Source organism: Acidipropionibacterium thoenii DSM 20276 (assembly GCF_000423445.1).
In the GTDB taxonomy this organism is placed as follows: Bacteria; Actinomycetota; Actinomycetes; order Propionibacteriales; family Propionibacteriaceae; genus Acidipropionibacterium; species Acidipropionibacterium thoenii.
On record NZ_KE384019.1, the window covers coordinates 124,259 to 148,884 of the forward strand.

Annotated in this window: 18 protein-coding genes and 1 pseudogene; 6 read left to right on the forward strand and 13 right to left on the reverse strand. The window is 69.1% G+C overall.

Annotation, left to right across the window (positions count from 1 at the left end):
- Nucleotides 1-79: 79 nt before the first annotated feature.
- Both G554_RS18460 and G554_RS18595 read right to left on the reverse strand, forming a co-directional pair.
- A complete protein-coding gene (locus tag G554_RS18460; protein WP_036925881.1) occupies nt 80-505 on the reverse strand; it encodes a hypothetical protein in 426 nt (141 codons plus the stop codon).
- A 393-nt stretch (nt 506-898) separates the two neighbouring features.
- Nucleotides 899-1,027: pseudogene (locus tag G554_RS18595) on the reverse strand (DUF2510 domain-containing protein); the annotation flags it as partial.
- Nucleotides 1,028-1,116: 89 nt separating this feature from the next.
- Between G554_RS18595 and glnA (G554_RS0112400) the strand changes: the two are divergent.
- The gene (gene glnA / locus G554_RS0112400; RefSeq protein WP_027588152.1) at nt 1,117-2,418 is read left to right on the forward strand and encodes a type I glutamate--ammonia ligase; all 1,302 of its coding nucleotides are present in this window, start codon (nt 1,117-1,119) and stop codon (nt 2,416-2,418) included.
- A 42-nt stretch (nt 2,419-2,460) separates the two neighbouring features.
- Here glnA (G554_RS0112400) and G554_RS16225 read toward each other — a convergent pair whose 3' ends face one another.
- The gene (locus G554_RS16225; protein WP_071162201.1) at nt 2,461-3,204 is read right to left on the reverse strand and encodes a sterol carrier family protein; all 744 of its coding nucleotides are present in this window, start codon (nt 3,202-3,204) and stop codon (nt 2,461-2,463) included.
- 55 nt (nt 3,205-3,259) lie between these two features.
- On the opposite strand from G554_RS16225, the gene G554_RS0112410 reads away from it, so the two are divergent.
- The gene (locus G554_RS0112410; RefSeq protein WP_027588153.1) at nt 3,260-6,232 is read left to right on the forward strand and encodes a bifunctional [glutamine synthetase] adenylyltransferase/[glutamine synthetase]-adenylyl-L-tyrosine phosphorylase; all 2,973 of its coding nucleotides are present in this window, start codon (nt 3,260-3,262) and stop codon (nt 6,230-6,232) included.
- On the opposite strand, the gene G554_RS16230 is transcribed toward G554_RS0112410, so the two are convergent.
- From G554_RS16230 to glnA (G554_RS0112425), 3 genes are all read right to left on the reverse strand, one after another.
- The gene (locus tag G554_RS16230; RefSeq protein ID WP_084648565.1) at nt 6,214-7,521 is read right to left on the reverse strand and encodes a threonine/serine exporter family protein; all 1,308 of its coding nucleotides are present in this window, start codon (nt 7,519-7,521) and stop codon (nt 6,214-6,216) included. The two genes, G554_RS0112410 and G554_RS16230, sit on opposite strands and share 19 nt — an antisense overlap.
- A 91-nt stretch (nt 7,522-7,612) precedes the next feature.
- Nucleotides 7,613-8,428, reverse strand: a complete 816-nt coding sequence (locus G554_RS0112420; protein WP_027588154.1) for a Nif3-like dinuclear metal center hexameric protein — start codon at nt 8,426-8,428, stop codon at nt 7,613-7,615.
- Nucleotides 8,429-8,584: 156 nt separating this feature from the next.
- On the reverse strand, nt 8,585-10,006 hold the full coding sequence (gene glnA, locus G554_RS0112425; protein ID WP_027588155.1) for a type I glutamate--ammonia ligase: 1,422 nt from the start codon (nt 10,004-10,006) through the stop codon (nt 8,585-8,587).
- Between the two features lie 198 nt (nt 10,007-10,204).
- Between glnA (G554_RS0112425) and G554_RS0112430 the strand changes: the two genes are divergently transcribed.
- The 4 genes from G554_RS0112430 (at nt 10,205) to G554_RS0112445 (ending at nt 14,157) form a co-directional block, all read left to right on the forward strand.
- Nucleotides 10,205-11,587: a hypothetical protein gene (locus tag G554_RS0112430; protein WP_027588156.1), complete on the forward strand. Its 1,383-nt coding sequence runs from the start codon at nt 10,205-10,207 to the stop codon at nt 11,585-11,587.
- Between the two features lie 122 nt (nt 11,588-11,709).
- Entirely contained in the window at nt 11,710-12,153 is a 444-nt protein-coding gene (locus G554_RS0112435; protein ID WP_027588157.1) for an RDD family protein, read from the forward strand.
- 4 nt (nt 12,154-12,157) lie between these two features.
- A complete protein-coding gene (locus G554_RS0112440) occupies nt 12,158-13,318 on the forward strand; it encodes a glycosyltransferase (protein WP_027588158.1) in 1,161 nt (386 codons plus the stop codon).
- Between the two features lie 140 nt (nt 13,319-13,458).
- Entirely contained in the window at nt 13,459-14,157 is a 699-nt protein-coding gene (locus G554_RS0112445; RefSeq protein WP_027588159.1) for a DedA family protein, read from the forward strand.
- A 63-nt stretch (nt 14,158-14,220) separates the two neighbouring features.
- On the opposite strand, the gene G554_RS0112450 is transcribed toward G554_RS0112445, so the two are convergent.
- The 7 genes from G554_RS0112450 to sucB form a co-directional block, all read right to left on the reverse strand.
- A complete protein-coding gene (locus G554_RS0112450; RefSeq protein ID WP_027588160.1) occupies nt 14,221-16,032 on the reverse strand; it encodes an ABC-F family ATP-binding cassette domain-containing protein in 1,812 nt (603 codons plus the stop codon).
- Nucleotides 16,033-16,038: 6 nt separating this feature from the next.
- Nucleotides 16,039-16,806: a DUF4191 domain-containing protein gene (locus G554_RS0112455; protein WP_027588161.1), complete on the reverse strand. Its 768-nt coding sequence runs from the start codon at nt 16,804-16,806 to the stop codon at nt 16,039-16,041.
- Between the two features lie 135 nt (nt 16,807-16,941).
- On the reverse strand, nt 16,942-17,934 hold the full coding sequence (gene lipA / locus G554_RS0112460; protein ID WP_027588162.1) for a lipoyl synthase: 993 nt from the start codon (nt 17,932-17,934) through the stop codon (nt 16,942-16,944).
- Nucleotides 17,935-18,150: 216 nt separating this feature from the next.
- Nucleotides 18,151-20,433, reverse strand: coding sequence for a heavy metal translocating P-type ATPase (locus G554_RS0112465; protein ID WP_051233165.1), 2,283 nt, complete (start codon nt 20,431-20,433; stop codon nt 18,151-18,153).
- Nucleotides 20,430-22,379: a cytochrome c oxidase assembly protein gene (locus tag G554_RS16235; protein ID WP_154654297.1), complete on the reverse strand. Its 1,950-nt coding sequence runs from the start codon at nt 22,377-22,379 to the stop codon at nt 20,430-20,432. Before G554_RS16235 ends, G554_RS0112465 begins: the two co-directional genes overlap by 4 nt.
- A gap of 187 nt (nt 22,380-22,566) precedes the next feature.
- Complete coding sequence (gene lipB / locus G554_RS0112475) at nt 22,567-23,391, reverse strand: lipoyl(octanoyl) transferase LipB (RefSeq protein ID WP_027588163.1); 825 nt, start codon at nt 23,389-23,391, stop codon at nt 22,567-22,569.
- 1 nt (nt 23,392) lies between these two features.
- Nucleotides 23,393-24,626 (reverse strand): 2-oxoglutarate dehydrogenase, E2 component, dihydrolipoamide succinyltransferase (sucB, locus tag G554_RS16240; RefSeq protein ID WP_051233068.1); only part of this gene is annotated, 1,234 nt, incomplete at its 5' end.

Sequence of the window (24,626 nt, forward strand, 5' to 3'; positions counted from 1 at the left end):
CGGTAGGCCCCTGCGCCGTGCACGCTCATCGCCAGTCGATGGATGCGGGCCGAGTCCGTCGGCCAGGGGGACCGCGCGCTCAACTGACCTGGATCGACTCCCGGGCGGCGTCCACCAGCTTCTGACGGGCCGAGTCGCCGATCGTGGCGGAGTTGAAGTAGACCCCCATGAAGTCGCTCTGCCCGGTGTCCATCACCACGACGTCGACGACGTCGCCACGGACCTGGGGCAGCTGGGGGATCGTCACGTAGATCTCCGAGCGCACCCACCAGCCGGTGTGGCCATTGCGGTCGAACTCCTGCTGGGAGATCACCTTGGAGCCGGTGAAGCCCGAGTAGTACTGGGAGCTGGCGAAGCAGTCGGTCATCATCTGGGCTGCGGTCTTGGCATCGGAGAAGCCATCGGCGGCGGCCAGCTGACCCACCCCCGAGACACTCATCCATCCGGTGGGGCTGGCCACGTAGACGGTGTCGGTCTGCGAGGAGATGTTGCGCACCCAGGGCATGTCCAGTGCCTGATCCCCCCAGCCTGAGATGCGGGCCACCGAGATCCTGCCGGAGCGCAGCCGTCCGTCACTGGACCCGGCCGCCTTCGAGACATCTCCGCTGGGGCACTTGACCACCGAGGAACCCGCGCTGGGGGTGGCCGACTTCTCGTTCCAGGCCGAGACCGTGGGCGTCGAGGAGTTCTGATCGGGTTGGGCCAGCTGGCTGTTGTCCGGCTTGGGCCGCATCACCAGCCAACCCACCAGGACCAGCGCCAGGATCACCACGGCAGCTGCCAGCACTGCTCTGATGGGACCGCCGCTGCGCGGCGCACGCTCAGTGGTCAGGGTATCGGGGCTGGCCCCGGACCCGGAGCCGCCACCGGCCCCGCCCCGGCCGCCCATGGTGGTCTGATCGGTCCAGGCCTGGCCGTCGAACCACCGGAAGCGATCCGGTGTTCCGTCGGGGTCTGGGTACCAACCTGCTCGGGCCATGGGGGTGAGTGTATGTGGCGAACTTGTGGGCGCCACCCCGGCGTACATCCGAAAAACGCCGTCACGTTATGGGATTGCAACGTTTTGGCGGCAGACTGGCCCTCATGAGCAGGCAGACCGAGTTCGTCCTGCGTTCCATGGAGGAGCGCAACATCCGATTCGTGCGACTGTGGTTCGCCGATGTCCTGGGATCGTTGAAGTCGGTGGCCATCCCGCCGACCGAGGTGGAGGGCGCCTTCGCCGAGGGAGTCGGCTTCGACGGGTCGGCCGTGGAGGGCTACACCCGGGTCTATGAGTCGGACATGGTGGCCCATCCTGATCCCGCCACCTTCCAGATGCTGCCCTGGCGGCAGGGCACCGGCACCGCCAGGATGTTCTGCGACATCTGCAATCCCGACGGGACCCCCAGTTATGTCGACCCCCGCTACGTCCTCAAGCGGGCCCTGGCGAAGGCTGCCGGCAAGGGGTTCACCTTCTACTGCCACCCCGAGATCGAGTTCTACCTGCTCACCGAGGATCACAAGGCCGGTACCAGGCCGCAACCGTTGGATGACGGTGGCTACTTCGACCACACCACCCTGGGCGCCGGCACCGACTTCCGTCGCGACTCCATCACGATGCTCGAGCAGATGGGGATCTCGGTGGAGTTCTCCCACCATGAGGCCGGCCCCGGGCAGCACGAGATCGATCTGCGGTACGCCGACGCGCTGACGATGGCCGACAACATCATGACCTTCCGGGTGGTGATCCGCGAGGTCGCCGCACTGCGCGGTATCAGTGCCACCTTCATGCCCAAGCCCTTCACCGAGCACCCCGGGTCGGGGATGCACACCCACGTGTCACTGTTCGAGGGGGACAACAACGCCTTCTTCGACGCCTCCGACCCGACCCGGCTGTCGAAGATCGGCAAGCACTTCGTCGCCGGGCTGCTGCGCCACGCCCCCGAGTACACCGCGGTGACCAACCAGTGGGTCAACTCCTACCGGCGTCTCAACGGTGGCGGCGAGGCGCCCAGCTACATCTGCTGGGGACGCAACAACCGCTCGGCCCTGGTGCGGGTGCCGCTCTACAAGCCCGACAAGGCGGCCTCCGCGCGGGTGGAGATCCGCTCCATCGACTCGGCGACCAACCCCTACCTGGCCTACGCGATGATCCTGGCCGCCGGGCTGGACGGCATCGAGCACGAGATGGAGCTGCCCGAGGAGGCCTCCGACGACGTGTGGGGCCTCACCAGCCGGGAACGGGTGGCGATGGGGATCCGCCCGCTGCCGACCAGCCTGGACGAGGCGATCCGCTGCATGGAGGACTCCGAACTGGTCGCCGAGACCCTCGGCGAGCACGTCTACAGCTACTTCCTGCGCAACAAGAAGGCCGAGTTCGACGCCTACCGCAATCAGGTGACGCAGTTCGAACTGGATCGCTTCCTTCCGAACCTGTGACCTGGGTGCTGTCCGGGGCCCGCCCACCGAGCCGGGTTCCGATCAGCTCAGGTCGACCACGGGCAGCATCTGGGCCATCGCGTCGACATGTGAGCCGGAGGCCTGAATCCGGCCGGCGGCACGGGCGTCCTGCCAGCTGAGCAGCCCGGTGGCCAGCTGGACGAAGGTTCGCGGGTCGGTCTCGGCGACATTGGGCGGGGTGCCGCGGTGGTGATGCGGGCCCTGTCCGAAGGCCTCCAGCTGCACGGCGGTGGCCGGGGGGATCCGCATCTCGATGGTGCGGCCGCCGAATCGTCCCCCCAGTACCCCGGCCAGGCTGCGTGAGGCCGCGATCAGGCCGGCCCGGGGCACCGTCGCACCGGCCATCAGCCCGATCGCGCAGCACTCGATGGTCAGCTCCTCCAGCACGGTGGCGGGCTCCACCGGGCCGGCCACCGCCCCGACCTGCTGCGGCAGCGGTGCGTCGAGGAGCCGGCCGAGTCGATCGCGCAGCACTGACAGCTGCCCCGCCAACCCCTCGGCGCCGCCGTCAGCAACCGCCTGGCCGGCGATCCGGTCCAGCTCGCCGGCCTGCTCGGCCCGGGCATCCAGCAGCTGCGTCAAGCTCAGGGCCGGGCCTTGGGCGGGCAGGCCGAGGGCCTGGACTCCAGCGGTGAGCACCACCATCAGGTGCGCCAGGCCAGCCTGGTCCACATCGGTGGCGATGACGGCGTCAGCCACCTGGAGGCAACCCGAGGATGCCCGGCGTACCCTCCGGTCGTTGCGAGTTTTTGGGTCGACTGGCATGCCTGTGACGCTAGTCTCGGTTCCTGACCATTCGCCAGCTCGAGGAGGCGCCCCGATGGACCGGACGACGACGATCGCTGCCGAACTGGCCAGACGCGGTGCCGCCGATGGCTCCCGCGCCGCCGGCCTGCACGAGCGGGTCTGTCAGATCCTCGACATCGAGACCAGCGGCCTGGCCGCCTGGGAGGAGCATCTGGAGGAGTGCGCCGATGTCGACATGGCCCTGGACAGCCTGGTCGACGTCTCCGCCGCCGCGCCGGCGGCCGTTCGCGACGTGCTGTCGGATGCCCAGTCCGGAGGCGCGGTGGCCAGGCGCCTGATCCGGCTGCTCGGGGTCTCCCTTGAACTGGGCCGCCACCTGTCGGCCCACCCTGAGGACCTCGCCCAGGTGACGGCCGCCCCCAGACGCTGGAGCGCCGAGGAGATCGCGGCCGACCTGTTCGCCTCGATCGGAGCCATGCCGGATGCCGACGGCTTTCTGGTGGCCGATTCCTCCAGTGCCGGACCGGTGGGCGCCGACGCCCTTCGACTGGCCAACCGGCGCCACCTGGTCCGGATCGCCAGCCGTGACGTCGACGCCCCCGATCCCACGCGGATCCTCGACACCATCGCCGCTGAGCTGGCAGACCTGGCCGATGCCATCGTCGAGGCCGCGCTGGCCCTGGCTCGCGCCCAGACCCCGGGCCACCGCGACGTGAGACTGGCGGTGGTGGCGATGGGCAAGTGCGGCGCCCAGGAACTCAACTACGTCTCCGACGTCGACGTCATCCATGTCGTCGAACCCGCCCGCGAGGAGGTCAGCACCGCGACCGCTGTGGAGGTCGGATCGAAACTGGCCGCCGCGATGGCGCGGATCTGCTCATCCCACACCGCGGCCGGCTCCATCTGGCAACTTGATGCCGCGCTGCGCCCCGAGGGCAACGCCGGCCCGCTGGTGCGCACCCTGGAGTCGATGGCCAGCTACTACCGCAAGTGGGCCAAGAACTGGGAGTTCCAGGCCCTCCTGAAAGCCCGTCCGATGGCCGGTGATCTGGAGCTCGGCGGCCAGTTCTGCACCCTGGTCCAACCGATGGTCTGGAGCGTCGGCGAGAAGGAGCAGTTCGTCGCCCAGACCAGGGCGATGCGCGCCCGGGTGGTCTCCCTGATCCCGGCCCGGGAGAAAGGTCGCGAGATCAAGCTGGGATCCGGCGGGCTGCGGGATGTGGAGTTCACCATCCAGCTCCTGCAGCTGGTCCATGGCCGTCACGATCACTCCCTGCGGGTGCGCTCCACGCTGGCGGCGCTGGCCGCGCTGTCGGACGGCGGCTACATCTCCAGGGGAGATGCCGAACGGCTGGACAACGCCTACCGGCTGGAGCGGCTGATGGAGCACCGCCTCCAGATGTTCCAGCTGCGCCGCACCCATCTGCTGCCCACTGATGAACAGGGCCTGCGGCGACTGGCCCGTAGCGTCGGCGTCCACACCGCCGAGGAGGTCCTCGGGGTGTGGCGGGCCACTTCCCGGTTCGTGCTGAGAGCCCACAACCGGGTGTTCTACTCGCCGCTGGTCGAGGCCGTCGCCAGGGTCCCCTCGACGGAGCTGCGGCTGTCCCCGCAGGCTGCCGAGGACCGGATGCACGCCCTCGGCTTCGCCGACCCCAAGGCGGCACTGCGTCACATCAAGGCCCTCACCCAGGGCACCACCAGGACCAAGCAGATCCAGGCCCAGCTGATGCCGGTGATGCTGGAGTGGCTGGCCGGTGGCCCCAACCCGGACGCCGGGATGCTCGCTTTCCGCAAGGTCTCGGAGTCGCTGGGGAGGTCCCACTGGTATCTGAGAGCGCTGCGTGATGAGGGGCCGATGGCCCAGCGGCTGGCCTTCGTGCTGTCCACCAGCCAGTACGCCGTCGACATCCTGGACCGCGCCCCCGAGACGGTCCAGATCCTTGTCGAGGAGAACCTTGCGCCCCGCGGCCATGACGACCTGGTCCGCGAGATGAGGGCGGTGGCAGCCCGCCACGAGACGGTGGAGGAGGCCGTGACTGCCATCCGGGGCGTCCGGCGTCGCGAGCTGTTCCGGATCGTGGTGGCCGACATCCTCGACCGGATCGACGTCCTGCAGACCGGTGCCGGGCTCTCCGACCTGGCCGGCGCCACGGTCGATGCCACCTTGGAGACGGTCTCCCGTGAGTTCGAGAATCCGCCGCGAATCGGCGTGGTGGCGATGGGACGCTGGGGTGGGGCCGAGATGTCCTACGCCTCCGACGCCGACGCGATGTTCGTCGTGGAGGACGACGACCCCGAGATACTGGCCGACGCCATCCGGATCGTCACCCGGGTGCGCAACCTGCTCGGTGCCGCCGGACCCGACCCCAAACTCGATCTGGACGCCGGGCTGAGGCCCGAGGGGCGCTCCGGCCCGCTGGTGCGGAGCCTGGCCAGCTACCGTGCCTACTACCGGCGCTGGTCCAGCACCTGGGAGTCCCAGGCGCTGCTGCGGGCCCGGCACGGAGCAGGCGACCGGGGGCTCACCACCTCATTGCTGGACGGCGTCGCCCACCTGCGCTGGCCTGAAGGAGGGCTGAGCGCCGCCCAGCTGTCGGAGATCCGTAAGCTCAAGGCGCGGGTGGAGACCGAGCGCATCCCGCGCGGTGTCGACCCCAAGCGCCACCTCAAGCTGGGTCCGGGCGGCCTGTCCGATGTCGAGTGGACGGTGCAGGTGATCCAGATGCAGCACGGCTACCAGGTGCCGGGGCTGCGCACCACCTCCACGGCTGCGGCACTGCGGGCCGCGCTGGATGCCGGGCTCATCACCGAGACCCAGGATGTCGCCCTCCAGGTCGCCTGGCGGGAGGCCTCCCGGATGCGCAATGCGATCCTTGTCGTGCGCGGTCGGCCCTCCGATGTGCTGCCCACCGACCCGCGCGAGCTGGACGGCGTGGCCCGGCTGCTCGGACTGGGAGTGGGTGCCTCTGCCCGGGTGGTGGAGAACCACCTGCGGCGCTGCCGGCTGGCCGCCAAGGCGGTCGATCAGCTCTTCTGGTCCTGAGTGCCCGAGGGAGCGGGCAGGCTCGGGGGTGCTTCGGGGGAGGGGGAGTTGGCCTGCCAGTCCTCCAGCTCGAACCTGAAGGCGTGCGGGCTGGGGATCGGGCGGGCGAAGGTCCAGCCGCGATCGGTGAGCATCCGTGCCATCGCCAGGCCGATGCCGATGGCTACCACCGCCAGCACGGCGTCGACCCCGAATCCGAGGGCCTGGACGGTGTCGTCGGCGTTGAGCCAGTACATCATCCGGTACATCGCGGTGCCGGGCACCATGATGACGCAGGCAGGGACGGTGACCGTGATGCGTGGCAGGTGGAACCGGCGGGTGATCGGAGCCGCCAGCAGGCCGATCACCAGACCGCCGACCCCTGCTGCCAGCTGGTTGGGCACCGAGGCGGTGGTGAGGGCGATCCGGCTCAGGTTGCCGACGGTGCCCATCGAGGCGGCGATGAGCACCATTCTCCGGGAGGAGTTGAACAGCACGGCGAAGCCGCACACCCCGAAGAAGGTGGCCAGACCGTAGGCCACCCACCGCCACACCGCCGGCAGTACCGACTCGGTGGCCAACGGCGTCAACCCGGTGAGGAAGGAGATGACCCAGGCCGACATCGTCGCCGAGACCACCAGCCCGAAGGTGTACGCCGCCCGGGCCAGCCCAGCCGTGAAGTCCATCCGGGCCAGGTCCAGGATCGAGGTGATCATCGGGAAGCCGGGCACCAGGAAGAGCAGCGAGGCGACATATCCGGGGTCGCCGACCCGCAGCATCTGGATGCCGGTGGAGTTCACCAGAGCCGCCACGATGAGGTAGACGAGGCTGGCGGTGGCGGCGGCCAGTGCCGTGGTGCCGAACTGGTTGAGGTACCTCTTCGACGCCGACCTGCGCACCAGCTGGCCGCAGGCGGCTGCCACCAGTACCACCGCGGAGTCGGTGAGGGAGAACCGGTTGAGCACCGAGAATCCTGCGCAGGCGACACCGGCGGCCAGCACCGACTGCCAGGGCTTCCATCGTGCCGTCACGGTGCGCGAGACCTTGTCCAGCGCGGCCTCCAGAGTGGCGGCGGTGCACGGATCGGGCAGATGACGTGACAGGTACTCCAGCGCCTCGATGCGCCGGGAGTTCACCCCGACCCGGTAGACCTGGCGGACCACCGTGCGGAAGTTGTCGCCGCGATGGGCGGTGACACTCATCTCGTTGATCCCTACCGAGGCGTCGTGGCGATCCATCCCCAGCGCCTCGGCGGCCCTCTCCATGGCGCGCTTGACCCGGTAGGAGCCGGTTCCGGCCGACAGCAGCATGGAACCGAGCCGGACCACCGCCTCGGTGTCGTCGATGAACTGCCTGTCGTTTCTCGCGTTCACGATCGTCTGCTTCTCAACGTGCTGATTCTCATGGTCTGGGGTGGACGCCGATCGTCCACGGATCGGTGCGGACTGCGATCACGACGGTCTCCAGGCCGGTCGCGGCGGCCAGCCGATCGGCCACCTCGGCGCACCAGGGAGACTCCGAGGCCCAGTGGGCGGTGTCCACCAGGGCGGGTCCGCCGGCCCGCAGCGACTCGTCGGCGGGATGGTGGCGTAGGTCGCTGGTGAGGTAGACGTCGGCCCCACTGGCCGCGGCGGCGTCGAGCAGGGAGTCCCCGGCACCTGAGCACAGTGCCACCCTGCGGATCATCGACTTCGGATCGCCGGCGGCCCGGACCCCCCAGACGGTGACAGGCAGCCGCTCGGCGACCCGGTCGGTGAACTGGCGCAGGGTCATCGGCCGATCCAACAGGCCGACCCGTCCGATGCCCTCCGCCGGATCGGTCGCGGCGGGGGAGGGCTCCAGGGGAGCATCCGGGGTGACCCCCAAGAGCTCGGCCAACACATCGTTGACACCGCCGATGGCCGCATCGGCATTGGTGTGAGCACTCATCAGGGCCACCCCATCGCGGATCATACGGTGCACGATCCGACCCTTGGGAGTGTCGGCGGCCACCGAGGAGACGCCACGTAGCAGCAGCGGATGGTGGACCACGAGCATCTGGGCGCCGGCTGTGACAGCAGCCTCGACGACCTCGTCGGTGGCCTCCAGGGCGCAGGCGATGGAGGTGACCTGGCTGCCGGGATCCCCGCAGGTCAGTCCCGGGCGATCCCATTCCTCGGCCAGCCGAGGTGGGTACCAGCCGTCCAGCAGCTTGCGGATGTCCCCGACCGTGGTCATGGCGGATAGATTACCGGCCCCGTCGCCCAGCCACGTTCGGACCCGCGCCGTGGACGACGACGGCCCCTCTCCGGCAGGACGTCATTAGACGATCCTGCAGGAGAGGGGCCGAGCGACAGTGTTACCGGCGCAGGCCCGAAGGCCCCCGGTCACAGATCACACGTCGTAGTAGAGGTCGAACTCGTAGGGGTGCGGGCGCTGCTGCAGATCAGACAGGTCGCCGCGCTTGATGTCGATCCAGGTCTCGATGAGATCGGGGGTGAAGACGTCTCCGGCGGTGAGGAACTCGTGGTCGGCCTCGAGGTTGTCCAGCACCGAGCCGAGATCGCTGGGCACGTGGTTGAGCTGAGCGTGCTCCTCGGGGGGCAGCTCGTAGATGTCCTTGTCGACCGGGGCCGGAGGCTCGATCTTGTTCTGGATGCCGTCCAGGCCGGCCAGCAGCAGGGCCGAGAAGGCCATGTACGGGTTGGCCGAGGGATCAGGGCACCGGAACTCGACGCGCTTGGCCTTGGGGTTCGGGCCGGTGATCGGGATACGCATACAGGCCGAACGGTTGCGCTGGGAGTAGACCAGGTTGACCGGAGCCTCGAAGCCCGGGACCAGACGGTGGTAGGAGTTAGCGCTGGGGTTGGTGAAGGCCAGCAGCGAGGGGGCGTGCTTGAGGATTCCGCCGATGTAGTAGCGGGCCATGTCCGACAGCTGGCCGTAGCCGGTCTCGGAGAAGAACAGCGGGTCGCCGCCCTTCCACAGCGAGGAGTGGACGTGCATGCCGGAGCCGTTGTCACCGTAGATCGGCTTGGGCATGAATGTCGCGGTCTTGCCATGGTTCCAGGCCACGTTGCGCACGATGTACTTGAACTTCATGACATCGTCAGCGGCCTTGGTCAGGGTGTTGAACCGCCAGTTGATCTCGGCCTGGCCGGCGGTGCCGACCTCGTGGTGGGCGCGCTCGACCTTCATGTCGAGGCCCTCCATGATAGTGACGATCTCGTCACGCAGATCGCAGAAGTGGTCGGTCGGGGCCACCGGGAAGTAGCCGCCCTTGTACTTGACCTTGTACCCGCGGTTGCCGCCATCCTCCAGGCGGCCGCTGTTCCAGGCGGCCTCCTCGGAGTCGATGGCGTAGTAGGAGGTCTTCTGATTGGTGTCGAAGCGCACGTCGTCGAAGACGTAGAACTCGGCCTCGGGAGCCATGAAGACGGTGTCCGCCAGGCCGGTGGACTTGAGGTAGGCCTCAGCCTTGTTGGCGATGTTGCGGGGATCGCGGCTGTACAGCTCGCCGGTGATCGGGTCGGTGACGAAGAAGTTGAGGATCAGGGTCTTGTGCTCGCGGAAGGGATCCAGCCAAGCGCTGCCGGGATCAGGCTTCAGCGCCATGTCCGACTCGTTGATCTTCTGGAAGCCACGGATCGAGGAGCCGTCGAAGGCCAGCCCCTCCTCGTACTGCTTCTTGTCGAACTCGCGGGCGGGAACCGCGAAATGCTGCATGATACCGATGAGATCGCAGAAGCGGACGTCGATGAACTCGACGCCTTCCTTCTTCACGAACTCAAGCAGGTCGTCAGGACCTTCGAACATCGTTCCTCCATCTATGATGTGGTGTTGCCCTGAAACTATCCGTGGCCGGTTGCTCAGGCGTCACCGTCGTGTTTCAGGAATGTTACAGAGAGCTGTCCTGATCGCACCATGACGGCGTGCGCGCCTTCGCTCCAGGCGCCCGGAAGGCCCGCCGGTGGCAGTCTGGAGAGACACCTCACCGGCAGGCAAGGAGCGACCATGGCAACGACCTGGCAGGTCAGCAGTTCGGAGGTCGGCCACCTGGTCACCCGGATCTTCGATGCCAGCCGGACCGAACCTCTGGTGGTGGTCTCCCCGACCTCCCAGACTCTGCGGCCCCGTATCGACGTCGCCCGGTTGGTGGAGCTGCTGCCGGCCGGTGCGGAGGTGGCCGTGCTGGCGAGCATGGAGGCCTCCAACCTGCTCTCGGACGCCGTTGATCCGCAGTTCCAGTGCTATGGCGGGTCGGTGCGGGTGATCCTGCCGGGCGCCTCCCGTACCGACAACTGGCGTCGTCACCGGCGGTTCACGATCTATCCCGAGGATGACGCCGACCAGGTCTGCGCGCTGATCGCCGGGCATGTCGCCGACATCCAGGGGATCGGCCCGGCCAGCCACAGTGTGGGACGACAGGCGACGGTCTTCCTGGATCCCTCGCAGGCCGCCCAGCTCCTGGCCTACCGCCGTCAGCTGATGTCGGGCCGCGATGGCCTCCACGGTGCTGCCGGGGACGGGCCGGGATCGGACACCGCCCGGCCCGCGGCAGTCGACGCGGCCGGCCCCGGTGCCGCGAACCGGGAACCGGTGGGCCCCGGGCCGATCCGTCCGGCGCCGAAGCCGGGGCCGGGGCTGCGCCGGGTGGTCACCGCCCCACCACCGGCTGCCCGATCCACCCCGGCCGCGCAGGCCCCGGCGGCGCCGCCGACACAGCGCCCGCAGCCCGCCGGTGCACCGGCCGAACCGGTTCCCACGGCTCCACCGCGCACCATCACCCTCGACGTCGAGACCCTGCAGGAGTTGCTCGACAAGAGCGTCGAGTCGGTCGTCGACAAGGTCATCGCCAGTGTCGAGGACGGCCTGCTCACGCTGCTCAACCAGGAGTTCCAGGCCCAGGACCAGGAGCGCTCCCGGGCCGACATGCTGGAGGAGCAGAATGCCGATCTTCAGCAGCGTCTCGATGCCGCAGGCCCGCACGGCTCGGCCCTCGTCGAGGTGTGGGCCGATCCGGAGCGTCAACTGCGCTGGGAGATCGAGCAGGAGTGGCTGCAGGGCACCCCGGAGGCCGAGCGGGGCTCGGGCCTGATGACGTACACCCTCACCCGACGATTCCTGGACTCCCTGGGGGCCGATATCGTGCCACGCGGCAAGACGGTGCGGGTGATGGTCGACATCCTGGCCGGGCAGGCCTGGGACCGGCACGTCACCCACCCCTTCAACGACGCGGCCCGCGGTGGCAAGCAGCGAGTGCGTCACGACGGCGCAACGGCCTGGCGGACGTACGTCAAGGCTGAGTCTCCCGGCGCCCCCCGACTCACCTGGTGGATGTGCGCCGACGGCAGCGTGGAGTTCGAGCACGTCGGTCACCACGACGAGCTGATCTGACTGCTCCTCACCGTGGGGCTCGCTAGGCTGAGCGGGTGCCGTCCACCCAGTACTTCCGCCAGGCCGGTTCGGACCCTCATCGCGGGGCGGGGCCCGACGACCAGGCCTACCCCGGCTCGGGCCTGGGACTGCCGGCCACCGGCCGGGGCTCCCTGGCGCCCTGGAGCCGTCGGTTGGGGGCACTGCTGATCGACTGGGCCGCCTCGATGGTGGTCGCCATCTCGGTGTTCGGGGTCGGGGTGATCCGCGACCAGGGCTGGCGGGCCTGGATGACGATGGTGGTCTTCCTGGTCGAGAGGGCATTCCTCACCGCCCTCACCTCGGGGTCCTTCGGGCAGCTGCTGTCCCATGTCGCGGTGGTGAGGCTGGACCTCGCCACACCGGTTCAGACCGCCGGGTCTGCCGCTCCGGCAGGGTCTGCCGCCCCGGTGCGCCCGATCGGCTGGTGGCGATCCGTGGTACGCGCGGGTCTCAAGTGCATCGTCATCCCGGCGGTCATCATCGGCGCCGACCGCCGTGGCCTGGACGACCTGATGCTGGGCACCGTCGTGGTCAACCGGAGGTGATCCCATGTATGTCCTGGTGGTGAGCCGCGGAGCCCCCTCGGCCTCCGATCCGCTGCGCGGAGTATTCGAGCTCGACCAGGCCAAGGCCCTTCGCGACGCCGGCCTGAGGGTCGTGGTCGCCGCCCTGGACGCCCGCTCGATCCGGCATCGCCGGCACCTGGGCATCTCGCAGGTCAGCGTCGAGGGGATCGACGTGGTCCGGCTCGATGTGGCCCTCGGCCGGTTGCCGGCCGCCCTCGACCATGCCGCCCATGCCGCTGCGATGGCTCGGCTGTGGAGGGCGGTGGTGCACCGGTTCGGCCCCCCTGACCTGGTGCACGCCCATTTCTCCCGGTACGCGGCGGCCCTGATGCGGGCCGGGCTGCCGGGCAGCGGGGCGACGGGCAGGGCAGTGCCACTGGTCGTCACCGAGCACGACTCCCACCTGCGACCCGGGCAGACCAGCCGGTTGCGGGTCGAGGACTGCCGGGTGGGCCTGGGCGGGGCCGATCGGGTGCTGGCGGTCTCGTCGGCTCTGGCTGCGATCCTGTCCTCGGAGTACGGAGTCCGGGCCGAGGTGGTGCCCGACGTCGTCGACATCGAGACCTTCGCACCCCACCCGACCGACCGGCGGCACCGGGACCTCCACACCCTGGTCAGCGTGGGAAACCTGATCGACCGCAAGGGGATGGTGCCGCTGTGCCGCACCGTCATCGCCCTCGGACCCGCTTTTCCCGAGCTGCGGCTTCGGATCCTCGGCGAGGGCCCCCAACGTGCCGAGCTGGAAGGCCTGCTCGCCCGGCAGGATCTCGGCCATCGCATCACCCTGGTCGGGCGCCGCACCCGTGGCGAGCTGGCCCGTGAGCTGGCGGGTGCCGGCGGGTTCGCACTGTTCTCCCGCTGGGAGACCTTCGGGGTGGCCCACGCCGAGGCGCTGGCCTCGGGCACCCCCGTGCTGTCCACCCCCTGCGGCGGCCCGGAGGGGTTCATCGGCCCAGGCGATGGCGTCATCACATCGGGTTTCTCCGATCCCGAGCTGCGAGCCGGGCTCACCGGTTTCCTGGGGAGGCTGGCCGGCTTCGATCGTGATGAGATCGCCCGGCAGGCAGCCGAGCAGTTCTCCCCGCAGGCCCTGGCAGGCCGGCTGGGGAGGATCTACTCCGACCTGCTGGAGGGGCGTCGCTGAGCGAGCCGCGACCTTCGGGCCCCCCGGGGACCTCTGAGGCTGTCGGCGAGGGCGGATGTCACCTCGGTCGGATGCCCTGGGGCCCCAACTCCGAACCCCGGTCTGACCCGTCGGGGCAATGGGCGTGGAAGACTTGAGAGGTGCAACTGGCAGCCTGGTTCGACCAGATCAACAACCTCATCGCGATGCATGCCGGTGCGCCCTGGGTGCTGCTGGCACTGTTCGCCTTCTGCACCATCGACGGTTTCTTCCCACCGGTTCCCTCCGAATCCCTGGTGGTGGCGTTGGCCGCCGTCGGCCAGCCGCCCTGGTGGTGGCTGATGATCGCTGCGGCAGCGGGTGCGGTGGCCGGGGACAACATCGCCTACTGGATCGGACGCCGACTGGGCACCACCCACTGGCTGACGGGCGGTCCCAGGCGTCAGAAGATGGTGACCTGGTCGCGCCACCAGCTGCGCAGACGTGGACCGCTGTGCATCCTGGTGGCCCGCTACATCCCGGCGGGCAGGGTGGTGGTCAATGCGATGGCCGGTGCCACCCGGTTCAGCTACAAGGTCTTCCTGGCCGTCGACATCATCGCCGGCATCGCCTGGGCCGGCTACGCGGTGCTCGTGGGGGCGGGCACCTCAAGCCTGATCGGCGACAACCACCTGCTGGCGATGGTCATCGGAGTGGCCGGTGCTGTGCTGATCGGGGCCGTTCTCGACCAGATCCTGCGCCGGCTGTTGCCAGTACCGGCCGCCTCCAAGGAGGAGACGCCGTCGGGGCAGGCCGGCGTGCAGGAGCCGGACCGGGGGGCCGGAGCCGACGAGATCGTGCGGGACTCCGCGGTGCGTTGATCCTGCTGTCGGGGGGTCGAGGATCCTGTGGGGCCGAGCCGGCTCCTCAGCCAGCGGCGGGACTCAGGGCTCCTCGACCAGCTCGCCGGCCTCCAGCCAGGCATTCTCCAACTCGCCCAGCTTGTTCTCCAGCTCACTGGCCTGGCCCTGCAGATCGGTGAGGGCCTGGAAGTCGGTGGCCACCTCGGCCATCTGCTGGTGGAGCTGATCCAGTGCAGACTGCGTCCTGGCCATCTGGCCCTCCAGCCGGGACATGTCCTTGCGGGCCCGGCGGAGCTCGGCCGATGACGGCCCGGAACCGGCGGCCCCGGCGGCCTGACCGACCTGCTGGGACTTCGACGGACCGCTCTCGCGGCGGCGTCGCGCCGCCAGATACTGATCCAGCCCGCCGGGCAGCAGCACGCAGGAACCGTCACCCATCAGGGCATAGGTGAGATCGCAGACCCGCTCCAGGAAATAGCGGTCGTGGGAGACCACGATGAGGGTCCCGGCCCAGCCGTCCAGATAGTCCTCGACGACTCTGAGGGTGTCGATATCAAGGTCATTGGTGGGCTCGTCGAGCAGCAGCACATTGGGCTCCTCGATGAGCAGCCGCAACAGCTGGAGGCGACGCCGTTCTCCACCCGACAGGTCGCCGACCCGGGTCACCAGGCGTTGCCCGGTGAAGCCGAAGTCCTCCAGCAGGTTGCTGGCCGAGGCCTCCTCGCCGGTGGCCAGCTTGGTCTCCTGACGCAATCTCTGCACCGATTCCAGCACCCGCTCCTGGCCCAGCTCGGTGCCGGCGTCCAGTTCGTGGACCTCCTGACTGAGGTGGCCGATGCGCAGCGTCTTGCCCTGCTTGATCCTGCCGGAGGTGGGGGAGATCTGGTGGTCCAGCAGGTTCAGCAGGGTCGACTTGCCGGCCCCGTTGACGCCGACCAACCCGATCCGCTCGCCGGGTCCGATGGACCAGGTGAGCCGGTTCAGCAGGGTGCGGCCGTCCGGCAGGGTGAAGGTGACGTCCTTGAGGTCGAAGACGTCCTTGCCCAGCCGAGTGGCCGAGAACCGGGCCAGTTCGAGCTTGTCGCGGGGATCGGGGACATCCTCGATGAGGGCATTGGCGGCGTCGATGCGGAACTTGGGCTTGGAGCTGCGGGCCGGCGCCCCGCGGCGCAGCCAGGCGAGCTCCTTGCGGACCAGGTTCTGGCGCCGGGCCTCGTTGGCGGCCGACTGGCGGGCGCGCTCGGCACGGGCCAGGGTGTAGGCGGCGTATCCACCGTCATAGGCGTCCACGGTGGCGTCGTGGGCCTCCCAGATGTGATTGCACACCTCGTCGAGGAACCACCGGTCGTGGGAGACGATGAGCATCGCCACCCCGCGTGACTGCAGCTGGCGCAGATGCTCGGCCAGCCAGGAGACCGCCTCGACGTCGAGATGGTTGGTGGGCTCGTCGAGGACCAGCAGGTCATGTCCACCGAGCATCAGGGCGACCAGCCCCACCCGGCGCCGCTCCCCTCCCGACAGCTCGACCATCAGGGCATCCAGGTCGATGTCGGCGAGCATCTGCTCGACGATCGGACGGGCCTGAGGGTCCGAGGCCCACACGTGGTCTGGTCGGCCGCCGACCACGACATCACGGACGGTCTGCTGGGGTCCGGGGATCTCGGCCTGGGCCAGTACACCGATCGAGACCGATCCGGTGTGTGTCACCGTCCCGGTATCGGGCTCGATCGAACCCGTGAGGATCCCCAGCAGGGTGGACTTGCCGTCCCCGTTGCGGCCCACCACACCGATGACATCGCCGCGCGACAGGCCCAGGGACAGGTCGTCGAGAACGATCCGGGTGCCGAAGGTCTTGGAGACGTGCTCGGCGTTGACGAGATTGGTCGCTGCCACCAGGGCTCAGCGACCCCGCATGGCGCTACGGGCGCCCTTGGCCGATGTCGGCATCGGTCCCTTGGGCATCGGCATCCGCGGGCGCATCGAGTCCAGGGCCCGTAGCCGCGACTTGGTCTCGGCGATCTGGGCGGCCGACAGAGTCCTCGGAAGCTTCTTGATGGTCTTGCCGAGCTGCTCCAGCGGAACCTGACCGTTGCCCTCGCCCATCAGGTAGCTGATCACCGGGACCCCGAAGGCGACCTGCTCGTGGCGGTGCTTCTCGGCGGCCAGCAGCTGACGGACGCCGTTGCCGCCGCCCTCGCCGACCAGCACGATTCCGGCCGGGCCCAGGGCTCGGTGGACGACGTCCTGGTGGCGGTTGATGGCGATCACCGGGGTGGTGGACCACTGCTTCTTGTCGAGCTGGGCCAGCGCCACCTCACCGGAACCGGGCTGTCCCTTGAACCGGGTGTACATCGCCGTGCGGGCCCGGCGGCTGAACAGCCACATCGCACCGGCGGCACCGGCGAAGACGCCGACCACCGCGTACATCCACCACGGCTTGATGAACAGGCCGACCACCGCGAAGATGACGAAGGGCACGACGAATCCGCCGATCGCCCACCACAGCACCTTGGGGTCGACCTTGCGGGTCATCTTGTAGGTCTCGACGAGCTGCTTCCAGGTGCCCCAGTCCTTGGGGTTGTCGGAGTTCCTCCGACGCTCCTTGGCGGCCTTGGCCTCGGCCTTCTGCTTGGCGGCGAGCTCCTTGGCGGCCTGGCTCTTCGGCATCGACAACTCCCGGGGGTTCAACGTGACGGATCAGCGTGCTCGTGACCTATCGTGTCCGGACACGATGACGAGCGGTCCCTCAGTCTACCTGCGCGGTGTCTCAGCGTGAAAAGCCCGGCAGCGGCCCGGGAGGTTTCAGCAGCGCGCGGCGAAGGGGGCCGGGCGCGATCCGTCGCGATACCCGGTGACGATTGTCACCGGGGTCTGGCCGCGGGCCTCCATGGCCTGCCGGTAGAGCCGTCCGGCCCGGTATGAGGAGCGCACCATCGGTCCGCTCATGACACCGACGAAGCCGATCTCCTCGGCCTCCTCGGCGAGTTCGTCGAACTCCTGGGGGGTGACCCAGCGGTCGATCGGATGGAGATGGGTATTGGGGCGCAGGTACTGGGTGATGGTGAGCAGGTCGGTGCCGGCGTCATGCAGTGCGCTCATCGCCTCGGAGATCTCCTCGCGGGTCTCACCCATCCCGAGGATGAGGTTGGACTTGGTGACCATCCCGTGGTCGTGGGCGCGGGTCAGTACGTCGAGTGAGCGCTGGTAGCGGAAGGCCGGCCGGATCCTCTTGAACAGTCGCGGAACGGTCTCCAGGTTGTGACCGAAGACCTCAGGACCGGCCTCGAAGACCTGGTCGAGCAATTCGGGGCGCCCGGAGAAGTCCTGGGCCAGCATCTCCACCCCGACGCCGGGATTGGCGTGATGGATCCGGCGGACCGTCTCGGCGCACAGCCAGGCTCCCTCATCGGGAAGGTCGTCGCGACAGACGCTGGTGACGGTGGCGTATCGCAGCCCCATCTGGTGGACCGACTCGGCGACCCGGCGTGGCTCGTCGGTGTCGTAGCCGTCGGGCCTGGCCGAGTTGATCTGGCAGAAATCGCACCGTCGGGTGCACTTGTCCCCGCCGATCAGGAAGGTGGCCTCGCGGTCCTCCCAGCACTCGAAGATATTGGGGCAGCCGGCCTCCTGACACACTGTGTGCAACTCGGTGTCGTGCATCCGGCGGCGCATGTCGCGGTACTCGGGTCCCATCGTCGCCTTGGTGCGGATCCACCTGGGCTTGCTCTCGATAGGAGTCTGGGCGTTCTTCACCTCGACGCGCAGCAGGCGTCTGCCGTCAGCTTCGACACTCATGGGCCCGAGTCTATCGGGGGGTGGCCAGCGGCGAAGCGAGCGATGGGGGTGGCCGGCGCGGCGGGTCCCAGGTTGCGCGGTCCGGCCGCTACGAGGGGTAGCGAGCGCAGCGAGCGAAGGGTGTGGCCGGCGCGGCGGGTCCCAGGTCGCGGGGTCGGGCCGCTACGAGGGGTAGCGAGCGCAGCGAGCGAAGGGGGGTCGTCCCCCCCTTCTCACCTATTTGAACGACTTGAGCCGCAGTGAGTTGGTGACCACCAGCAGACTGGACAGGCTCATCGCCAGTCCGGAGATCAGCGGGTTGAGCAGTCCGGCAGCGGCGATCGGGATGGCGGCGATGTTGTAGACGAAGGCCCACACCAGGTTCCCCCGGATGGTGCGAAGGGTCCTGCGGGCCAGCCGGATGGCATCGGGGACGACACCCAGATGGGCGCGCACGCAGATGATGTCGGCACTGCGCATCGCGATGTCGGTGCCAGTCATCATCGCCAGGCCCAGATCGGCGCTGGCCAGCGCTGCGGCGTCGTTGACGCCGTCACCGACCATCGCCACCCGGTGGCCCTGGGCGCGCAATCCCTCGATGACGCGGGCCTTCTCGGTGGGGACCACCTCGGCCAGCACCTGGTCGCATCCCAGCTGCTGGCCGACCTGCTCGGCGGCGGCCCGGGAGTCCCCGGTCAGCAGCACCGTGCGAAGACCCATCCGGGCCAGCTCGGCGACGACCTCGGGGCCTTCGGGCTTGAGAGTGTCGGACAGTGTGAACACCGCCTGCGCCAGGCCGTCGACCGCCACCACCACCGGCGTCGCCCCGGCAGCGCGGGCCCGGGCCAGGGCCGCAGTGAGAGTCTGCGGCAGCTCGATTCCTGCATCGGTGAGGAAGACAGGGTTCCCGGCCCTCACCAGCCGGCCGCCGACCACTGCTTGCAGCCCCCGGCCGGCCACCGTCTCCAGATCGCTGGTCTGCGGCCCGGTCCGGTTCGAGGCGATGCCGCAGCAGCTGACGATCGCCCGGGCGATGGGGTGGCCGGAAGTACGTTCCAGAGCTGCCGTCAGCTCCTTCAGCCGGTCCAGATCGACTGTCGGATCGGCCGGGGTGATCGAGTCCACTGCCATCGTGGCGGTGGTGACGGTGCCGGTCTTGTCGAGGACCACGGTGTCGATCCGCCCCGAGGCCTCCAGTGCGTCGGGGCCCTTGATGAGGATGCCGAGCTGGCCCCCGCGTCCCACTCCGACCATCAGAGCGGTGGGGGTGGCCAGTCCCAGCGAGCACGGGCAGGCGATCACCAGCACCGAGAGGGCTGCCGAGATGGCGTGCCGCAGCCCGGCTCCCGACAACCACCAGCCGCCGAGGGTGATCACCACGATGCCCAGCACCACCGGCACGAAGACCTGCACGACCTTGTCGACCAGTTTCTGCACGTTGGCCTTGCGTGCCTGCGCCTGCTCGGCCATCGCCGCCATCTGGGACAGCTGGGAGTGGGCCCCGACGGCGGTCGCACGGGTCACGATCCGACCGGTGAGGCACACCGTGCCGCCCAGCACCCGTGAGCCGGGGGTTGCTTCCGAGGGCAGGGGTTCGCCGGTCATCATCGACGCGTCGACACTGGAGGATCCCGATTCCACCTGGCCGTCGGCGGAGATGGTCTCCCCGGCCAGGGTGACGAACAGGTCGCCGCGATGCAGCTCGATGATCGGGACGACGGTCTCGACGCCGTCACGAAGCACCCTGGCAGTGGTGGCGGCCAACTGTCCCAGAGCGGTGAGTACTGAGCGGGCCGAGCGTTTGGCTCTGGCCTCGAAGTAGCGCCCGGCCAGCAGGAAGCAGGTGACCCCGGCGGCGACATCCAGGTAGAGGGTGTCGGCTCCGGCGGGGGTGATCCCGTAGCCCAGCCAGTAACCCTCGTGATCGGAGGCGCCGACCGCGATCGAGACCACCGACCAGGTGAAGGAGGACAACACTCCCAGGGACACCAGGGTGTCCATCGAGGTCGTGCCGTGACGCAGGTTGGACCACATCGCCTGGTGGAAGGGCCCGGCGCACCAGAAGACCACCGGGATGGCGATCGCCACCAGCATCCAGTCCCAACCGGGGAATCTGAGCTGGGGTGCCAGCGCCAGCACCAGGCCGATATCCATCAGCGGCAGGGTGAGCAGCACCGCGACGATGAGACGACGCCGTAGTGCCGAGATCCGCAGGCTGGTCTGGGCCGCCTGGTCGACCTGGTCCAGCGGGGCGGCCCGGTAGCCCGCCTTCTGGACCGCCGCGATGGCCTCGGGGGCCGCCAGACCGGTCACCAGGGCCCGCTCGGTGGCGTAGTTGACAGAGGCCTGGACGCCGTCGATGCGCGACAGCCGCTTCTCGATCCTGGCGGCACAGGCCGAACAGGTCATGCCGCCGATCTGGAGCTGGATCGTCTCGGCGGAGCTGGGCTGTCCGGTCGGGCTCAGCGCTGCCGCCGATCCGTGCTGCGTCGTGCGACTGGTGGCTGGTGAAGGGCTCATCGGCGGTGCCTGTTTCGTTCCCGGATCCTGTCGATCCGCTCCTGATTGGCACGGGCGGAGTCCTGACCGGCCATCTGGGCCAGCATCTCGTTGTAGGCGGTCAGCGAGGCCTCCAGCCCGCCCTCGTCCTCGGCGGCGTCGATCCTCTGCTGATCCTTGCGGTCGGACAGGAACCACTGGGCGCACAGCGCGATCAGCACCACCGCCATCGGCGGCTCGCCGGTGGCCCAGGTGAGTTGACCGCCGAGGTTCTGGTTGGCTGCCAGGTCCGCGACCCAGGGCACCGACAGAGTGCGGTAGAAGTCGGCCCCGATGATCCGGCTGGTGCTCATCACGATCACGGCGAAGAAGGAGTGGAAGGGCATCGCGGTGATGATGAAGCCCAGTCGGCCGATGTGGGGCAGCGAGGTCGGCAGCTCGTCGACCCCGATGACGTACTCGAACAGCAGCAGCCCGGCGGACATGAAGTGCAGCAGCATCCACTGATGGCCCCAGTGATAGCGCATCAGCAGACCGAAGACCGGGGTGAAGTAGACCGCGTAGAAGCTGGCGATGAACACCGCCCATCCGGTGAAGGGTCCGAACAGGATGGTGGTGGGACGCCAGCTCAGAGCCGACTCCAGGCACTCGCGGGGTCCCATCAACTGGCCGCTGCCGGATCGACCGGCGTCCGGTGGCTGGTCGGCCTCGGGAAGGGGGTTGGAGGAGAGGACGGCTCGCAGCAGGGTGATCGGACCGGCCAGTACCAGCAGCGCCGGCACCAGCATGTTCATCATCATGTGCACGAGCATGTGCCAGCTGAAGGTGACCGAGGAGTAACGCCACAGCCCCGATCCGCCCAGATAGGCCACGATCGCCCAGCCGGTCAGCCAGGCGGCGATTCGTCCCGGGTTCCATGACTGGCCGGTCCGCCGGATCCGCCGGACCGCCAGCAGGTAGCTGGTCGCGGCGGCCGCCGCGAGGAAGAGCATCAGCAGGTTCGGCCGGCCGGGCAGCATCAGGGATCCGACTGTCGGGCGACCGGGCAGCTGATAGCCCAGGTAGTTCACCACGACGGTCTGCGGCACCAGATAGCGCGGCGGGATGAGCTGGGAGGAGGAGCCGGTGATCACCAGGACCACCGCGACCGCCACTCCCGACAACCCTGCGGGGATCCGGCGCGCGGCGCAGGCCATCGCCAACCACAGGCCCAGCACCACCAGCAGCACCAGTCGGGCAATCCCCCAGCGAGAGGCCAGAATGCCGGTGCCGGCCAGCCCCTGCCAGGTGACCACCAGCTGGCCGGCCAGTGCGATCGACAGGGCCACCACCAGCGGCCCGCGGGTACGGGCCACCCGGGCGGCGGCACTGGCTGTGGGGCCGAACAGGCGGGCGGCGACGATCGCCGCGGAGATCACCACGGCCACCCCCGAGATGGCACCGGAATCGGTGGAGAAGTCGTGGTTGAGCCCGACTGAGACCGATCCGGTCACCACCACTGGCAGGGCGGAGAGGACCACCGCCAGGCTGGTCAGCAGCAGCCCACCGGCGGTGCGGCACAGCAGGCAGACCAAGGAGGTGAGCAGCCCCACCACTGCCATCACGAACCAGGCGGTCACAGACGGTGTCGAGGCGAGGTGGCTGGGGAGGTCGCCGATCACCTCGCTCGCCGGCAGGCCGGAGCTGTCGGCAGCCTCCAGCGGCACCATCAGCAGCGCGGCGATGGTCCAGGCCTGACTGGACAGCCAGCCGCGCCGGGCGACCCGGCGATCGGGATCGAAGGGGTCGCGCTGAGGGCCCAGCACGGTGGCCAGCAGCAGCTGGGACAAGGTCAGCACCAGAGCGGTCCAGGCGGCAGTGCCCATCATGGCGTGCAGCACACTGGTGATCAGGTCGGGGTCGGCACGGCCCAGCAGAGCCGGTTCGCGGCGTCTCAAGGCACCGATCAGACCAGCCCCCACCGCCATCGCAATCCCGACCAGCACCGGCCATCCGCGCGTGATGACCGCCGGCTGTCGGGCTGGCCGGCCACCCGATGGGACCTCTACTGGGCTCACTGATCCTCCTCGCCGCGAGGCGCTCCGACCGGTGTGGCGGGCGTCTCTCGAACTGTACTTGTGGGCAGGTACCTCCGGGCCAGCCGGAAGCCCTCGCTCAGTCCAGTGGATGCAGATAGGCGGGATGCTCGCGCCGCGGGATGTCGGGGCTCATCCGGTACCTCCGGAACGCCATCATCTCGGTCAGGATCGGCTCCAGTCGCCGCGCCACTGTCACCAGGCCGGGCACCTCGACATCGGGCCCGTGCACCCGGCGCAGCTCGCGGGCCATCGTGGTGACGTCCGCGTCCTCGATGCCGCACGGAATGATGTTGTCGAAGCCGGTGGTCTCCGGATCGATGTTGAGGGCGAAGCCGTGCATCGAGGTCTGGCGGGAGACCCGGATGCCGATCGCGCAGATCTTCCGTTCCGGGCCGTGGCCGTCGGACGGCAGCCAGACGCCGGTACGACCCGGCACCCGGCCCGCGCTGATCCGGTAGCCGGCCAGCAGCCGGATGATCGACTCCTCGACCCGGCGGACATAGTCGACCACGCCGATGCCGCGTTGCAGGAAGACGATCGGGTAGCCGACCAGCTGCCCCGGTCCGTGCCAGGTGATCTCGCCACCTCGGTCGACCGGCACCACCGGCGTGCCGTCGAAGGGGTAGGCCTCGCGACGGGTGCGCCGTCCTGCGGTGTAGACGGGATCGTGCTCCACGAAGATCACCGTGTCAGGAGTCCGGTGGGCCGAGACCTGGGCGTGCACCTCACGCTGATGCTGCCAGCACCAGCTGTACTCGGTGCGCCGGGGAGGTTCCTCGGCGATGCCCAGGTACTCGAAGCTCAGCCCGGTGGGGTGATCGACCCATCCCTTCGGGGAGACGCCGTCAACCATCTGCGGAGTGTGCGGCTGCGGCGTGTGGAGCTGCGGGACTGCCGACATCTCAGAACTCTCCGGCGAAGTCGCCCTCCTCCAGGCGGTTCCTGACACCGGTGAGGAACCTGGCCGCCACCGCACCGTCGATGAGGCGGTGGTCGTAGCTCAGCGAGATGTACATCATGTCGCGGATCGCGATGGTGTCCTCCCCGAACTCATTGGTGACGACCACCGGGCGCTTCACCAGGGCACCGGTTCCCAGGATGGCGACCTCGGGCTGGTTGACGATCGGGGTGTCGAAGAGGGCTCCGGCGGACCCGTAGTTGGTGATCGTGAAGGTGCCGCCGGACAGCTCATCGGGGGTCACCTTGTTGTCGCGGGTGCGGGCCGCCAGATCGGCGATGTGGTGGGCCAGCCCGGCGATGTTGAGGTCACCGGCGTCCTTGATCACGGGAACCAGCAGGCCCCGCGGGGTGTCGACCGCGATACCGACGTTCTCGCTGGCCCCGTAGGACACGGTGCCGGCCTCGGTGTCGATCCTGGCGTTGAACTTCGGATTCTGCTTGAGGGCCTCGACGACGGCCTTGGTGATGAACGGGAGGTAGGACAGGCCGACCCCCTCACGGGCCTTGAAGGCCGCCTTCTGGGCGGTGCGCAGCCGGGAGATCGCCGTCATGTCGACCTCGACGGTGGCCGTCAGCTGGGCCGAGACGTGCAGGGACTCGACCATCCGGGATGCGATGACCTTGCGCAGCCGGCTCATCTTCTCGGTGCTGCCGCGCAGCGCGATGGCCTCCTCGGAGACCTGCTGGGCGGCGGCCCGGGCCGAGCCCTTGGACGCCGGTGCGGGAGTCTCGACAGCCGGTGCCGGCGCCGACTTTGGGGCCTTGGCCTTCTCGGCGGCGTCCAGGACGTCCTGCTTGCGGATCCGGCCACCGACGCCGGTGCCCTTCATAGTCGCCAGGTCGATGTGGTTCTCCTTGGCCAGCTTGCGCACCAGCGGCGTGACGTAGACATCGGAGGAGGCGCTGGTGGCGCGCGGGGCCACGGTGTTGCCGCTGGCAGGTTCGGCCGGCGTGGAGGGCGCAGCCGGTGTGGGCGCAGCCGGAGCCTTGGGGGCGGCCGGAGCGGCAGGGGCCTCGGCGGCCGGGGCTGGAGCCTCCTGGGGGCTGGCCGGTGAGGCCGGTGCCTGGCGTCGCGGAGCGGCATCGGGGTCACCGATGACGGCCAGGACGGAACCGACGGCGGCGTCCTCGTCCTCGTGGACGCGGATCTCCAGGAGGGTTCCGGCGACCGGGGAG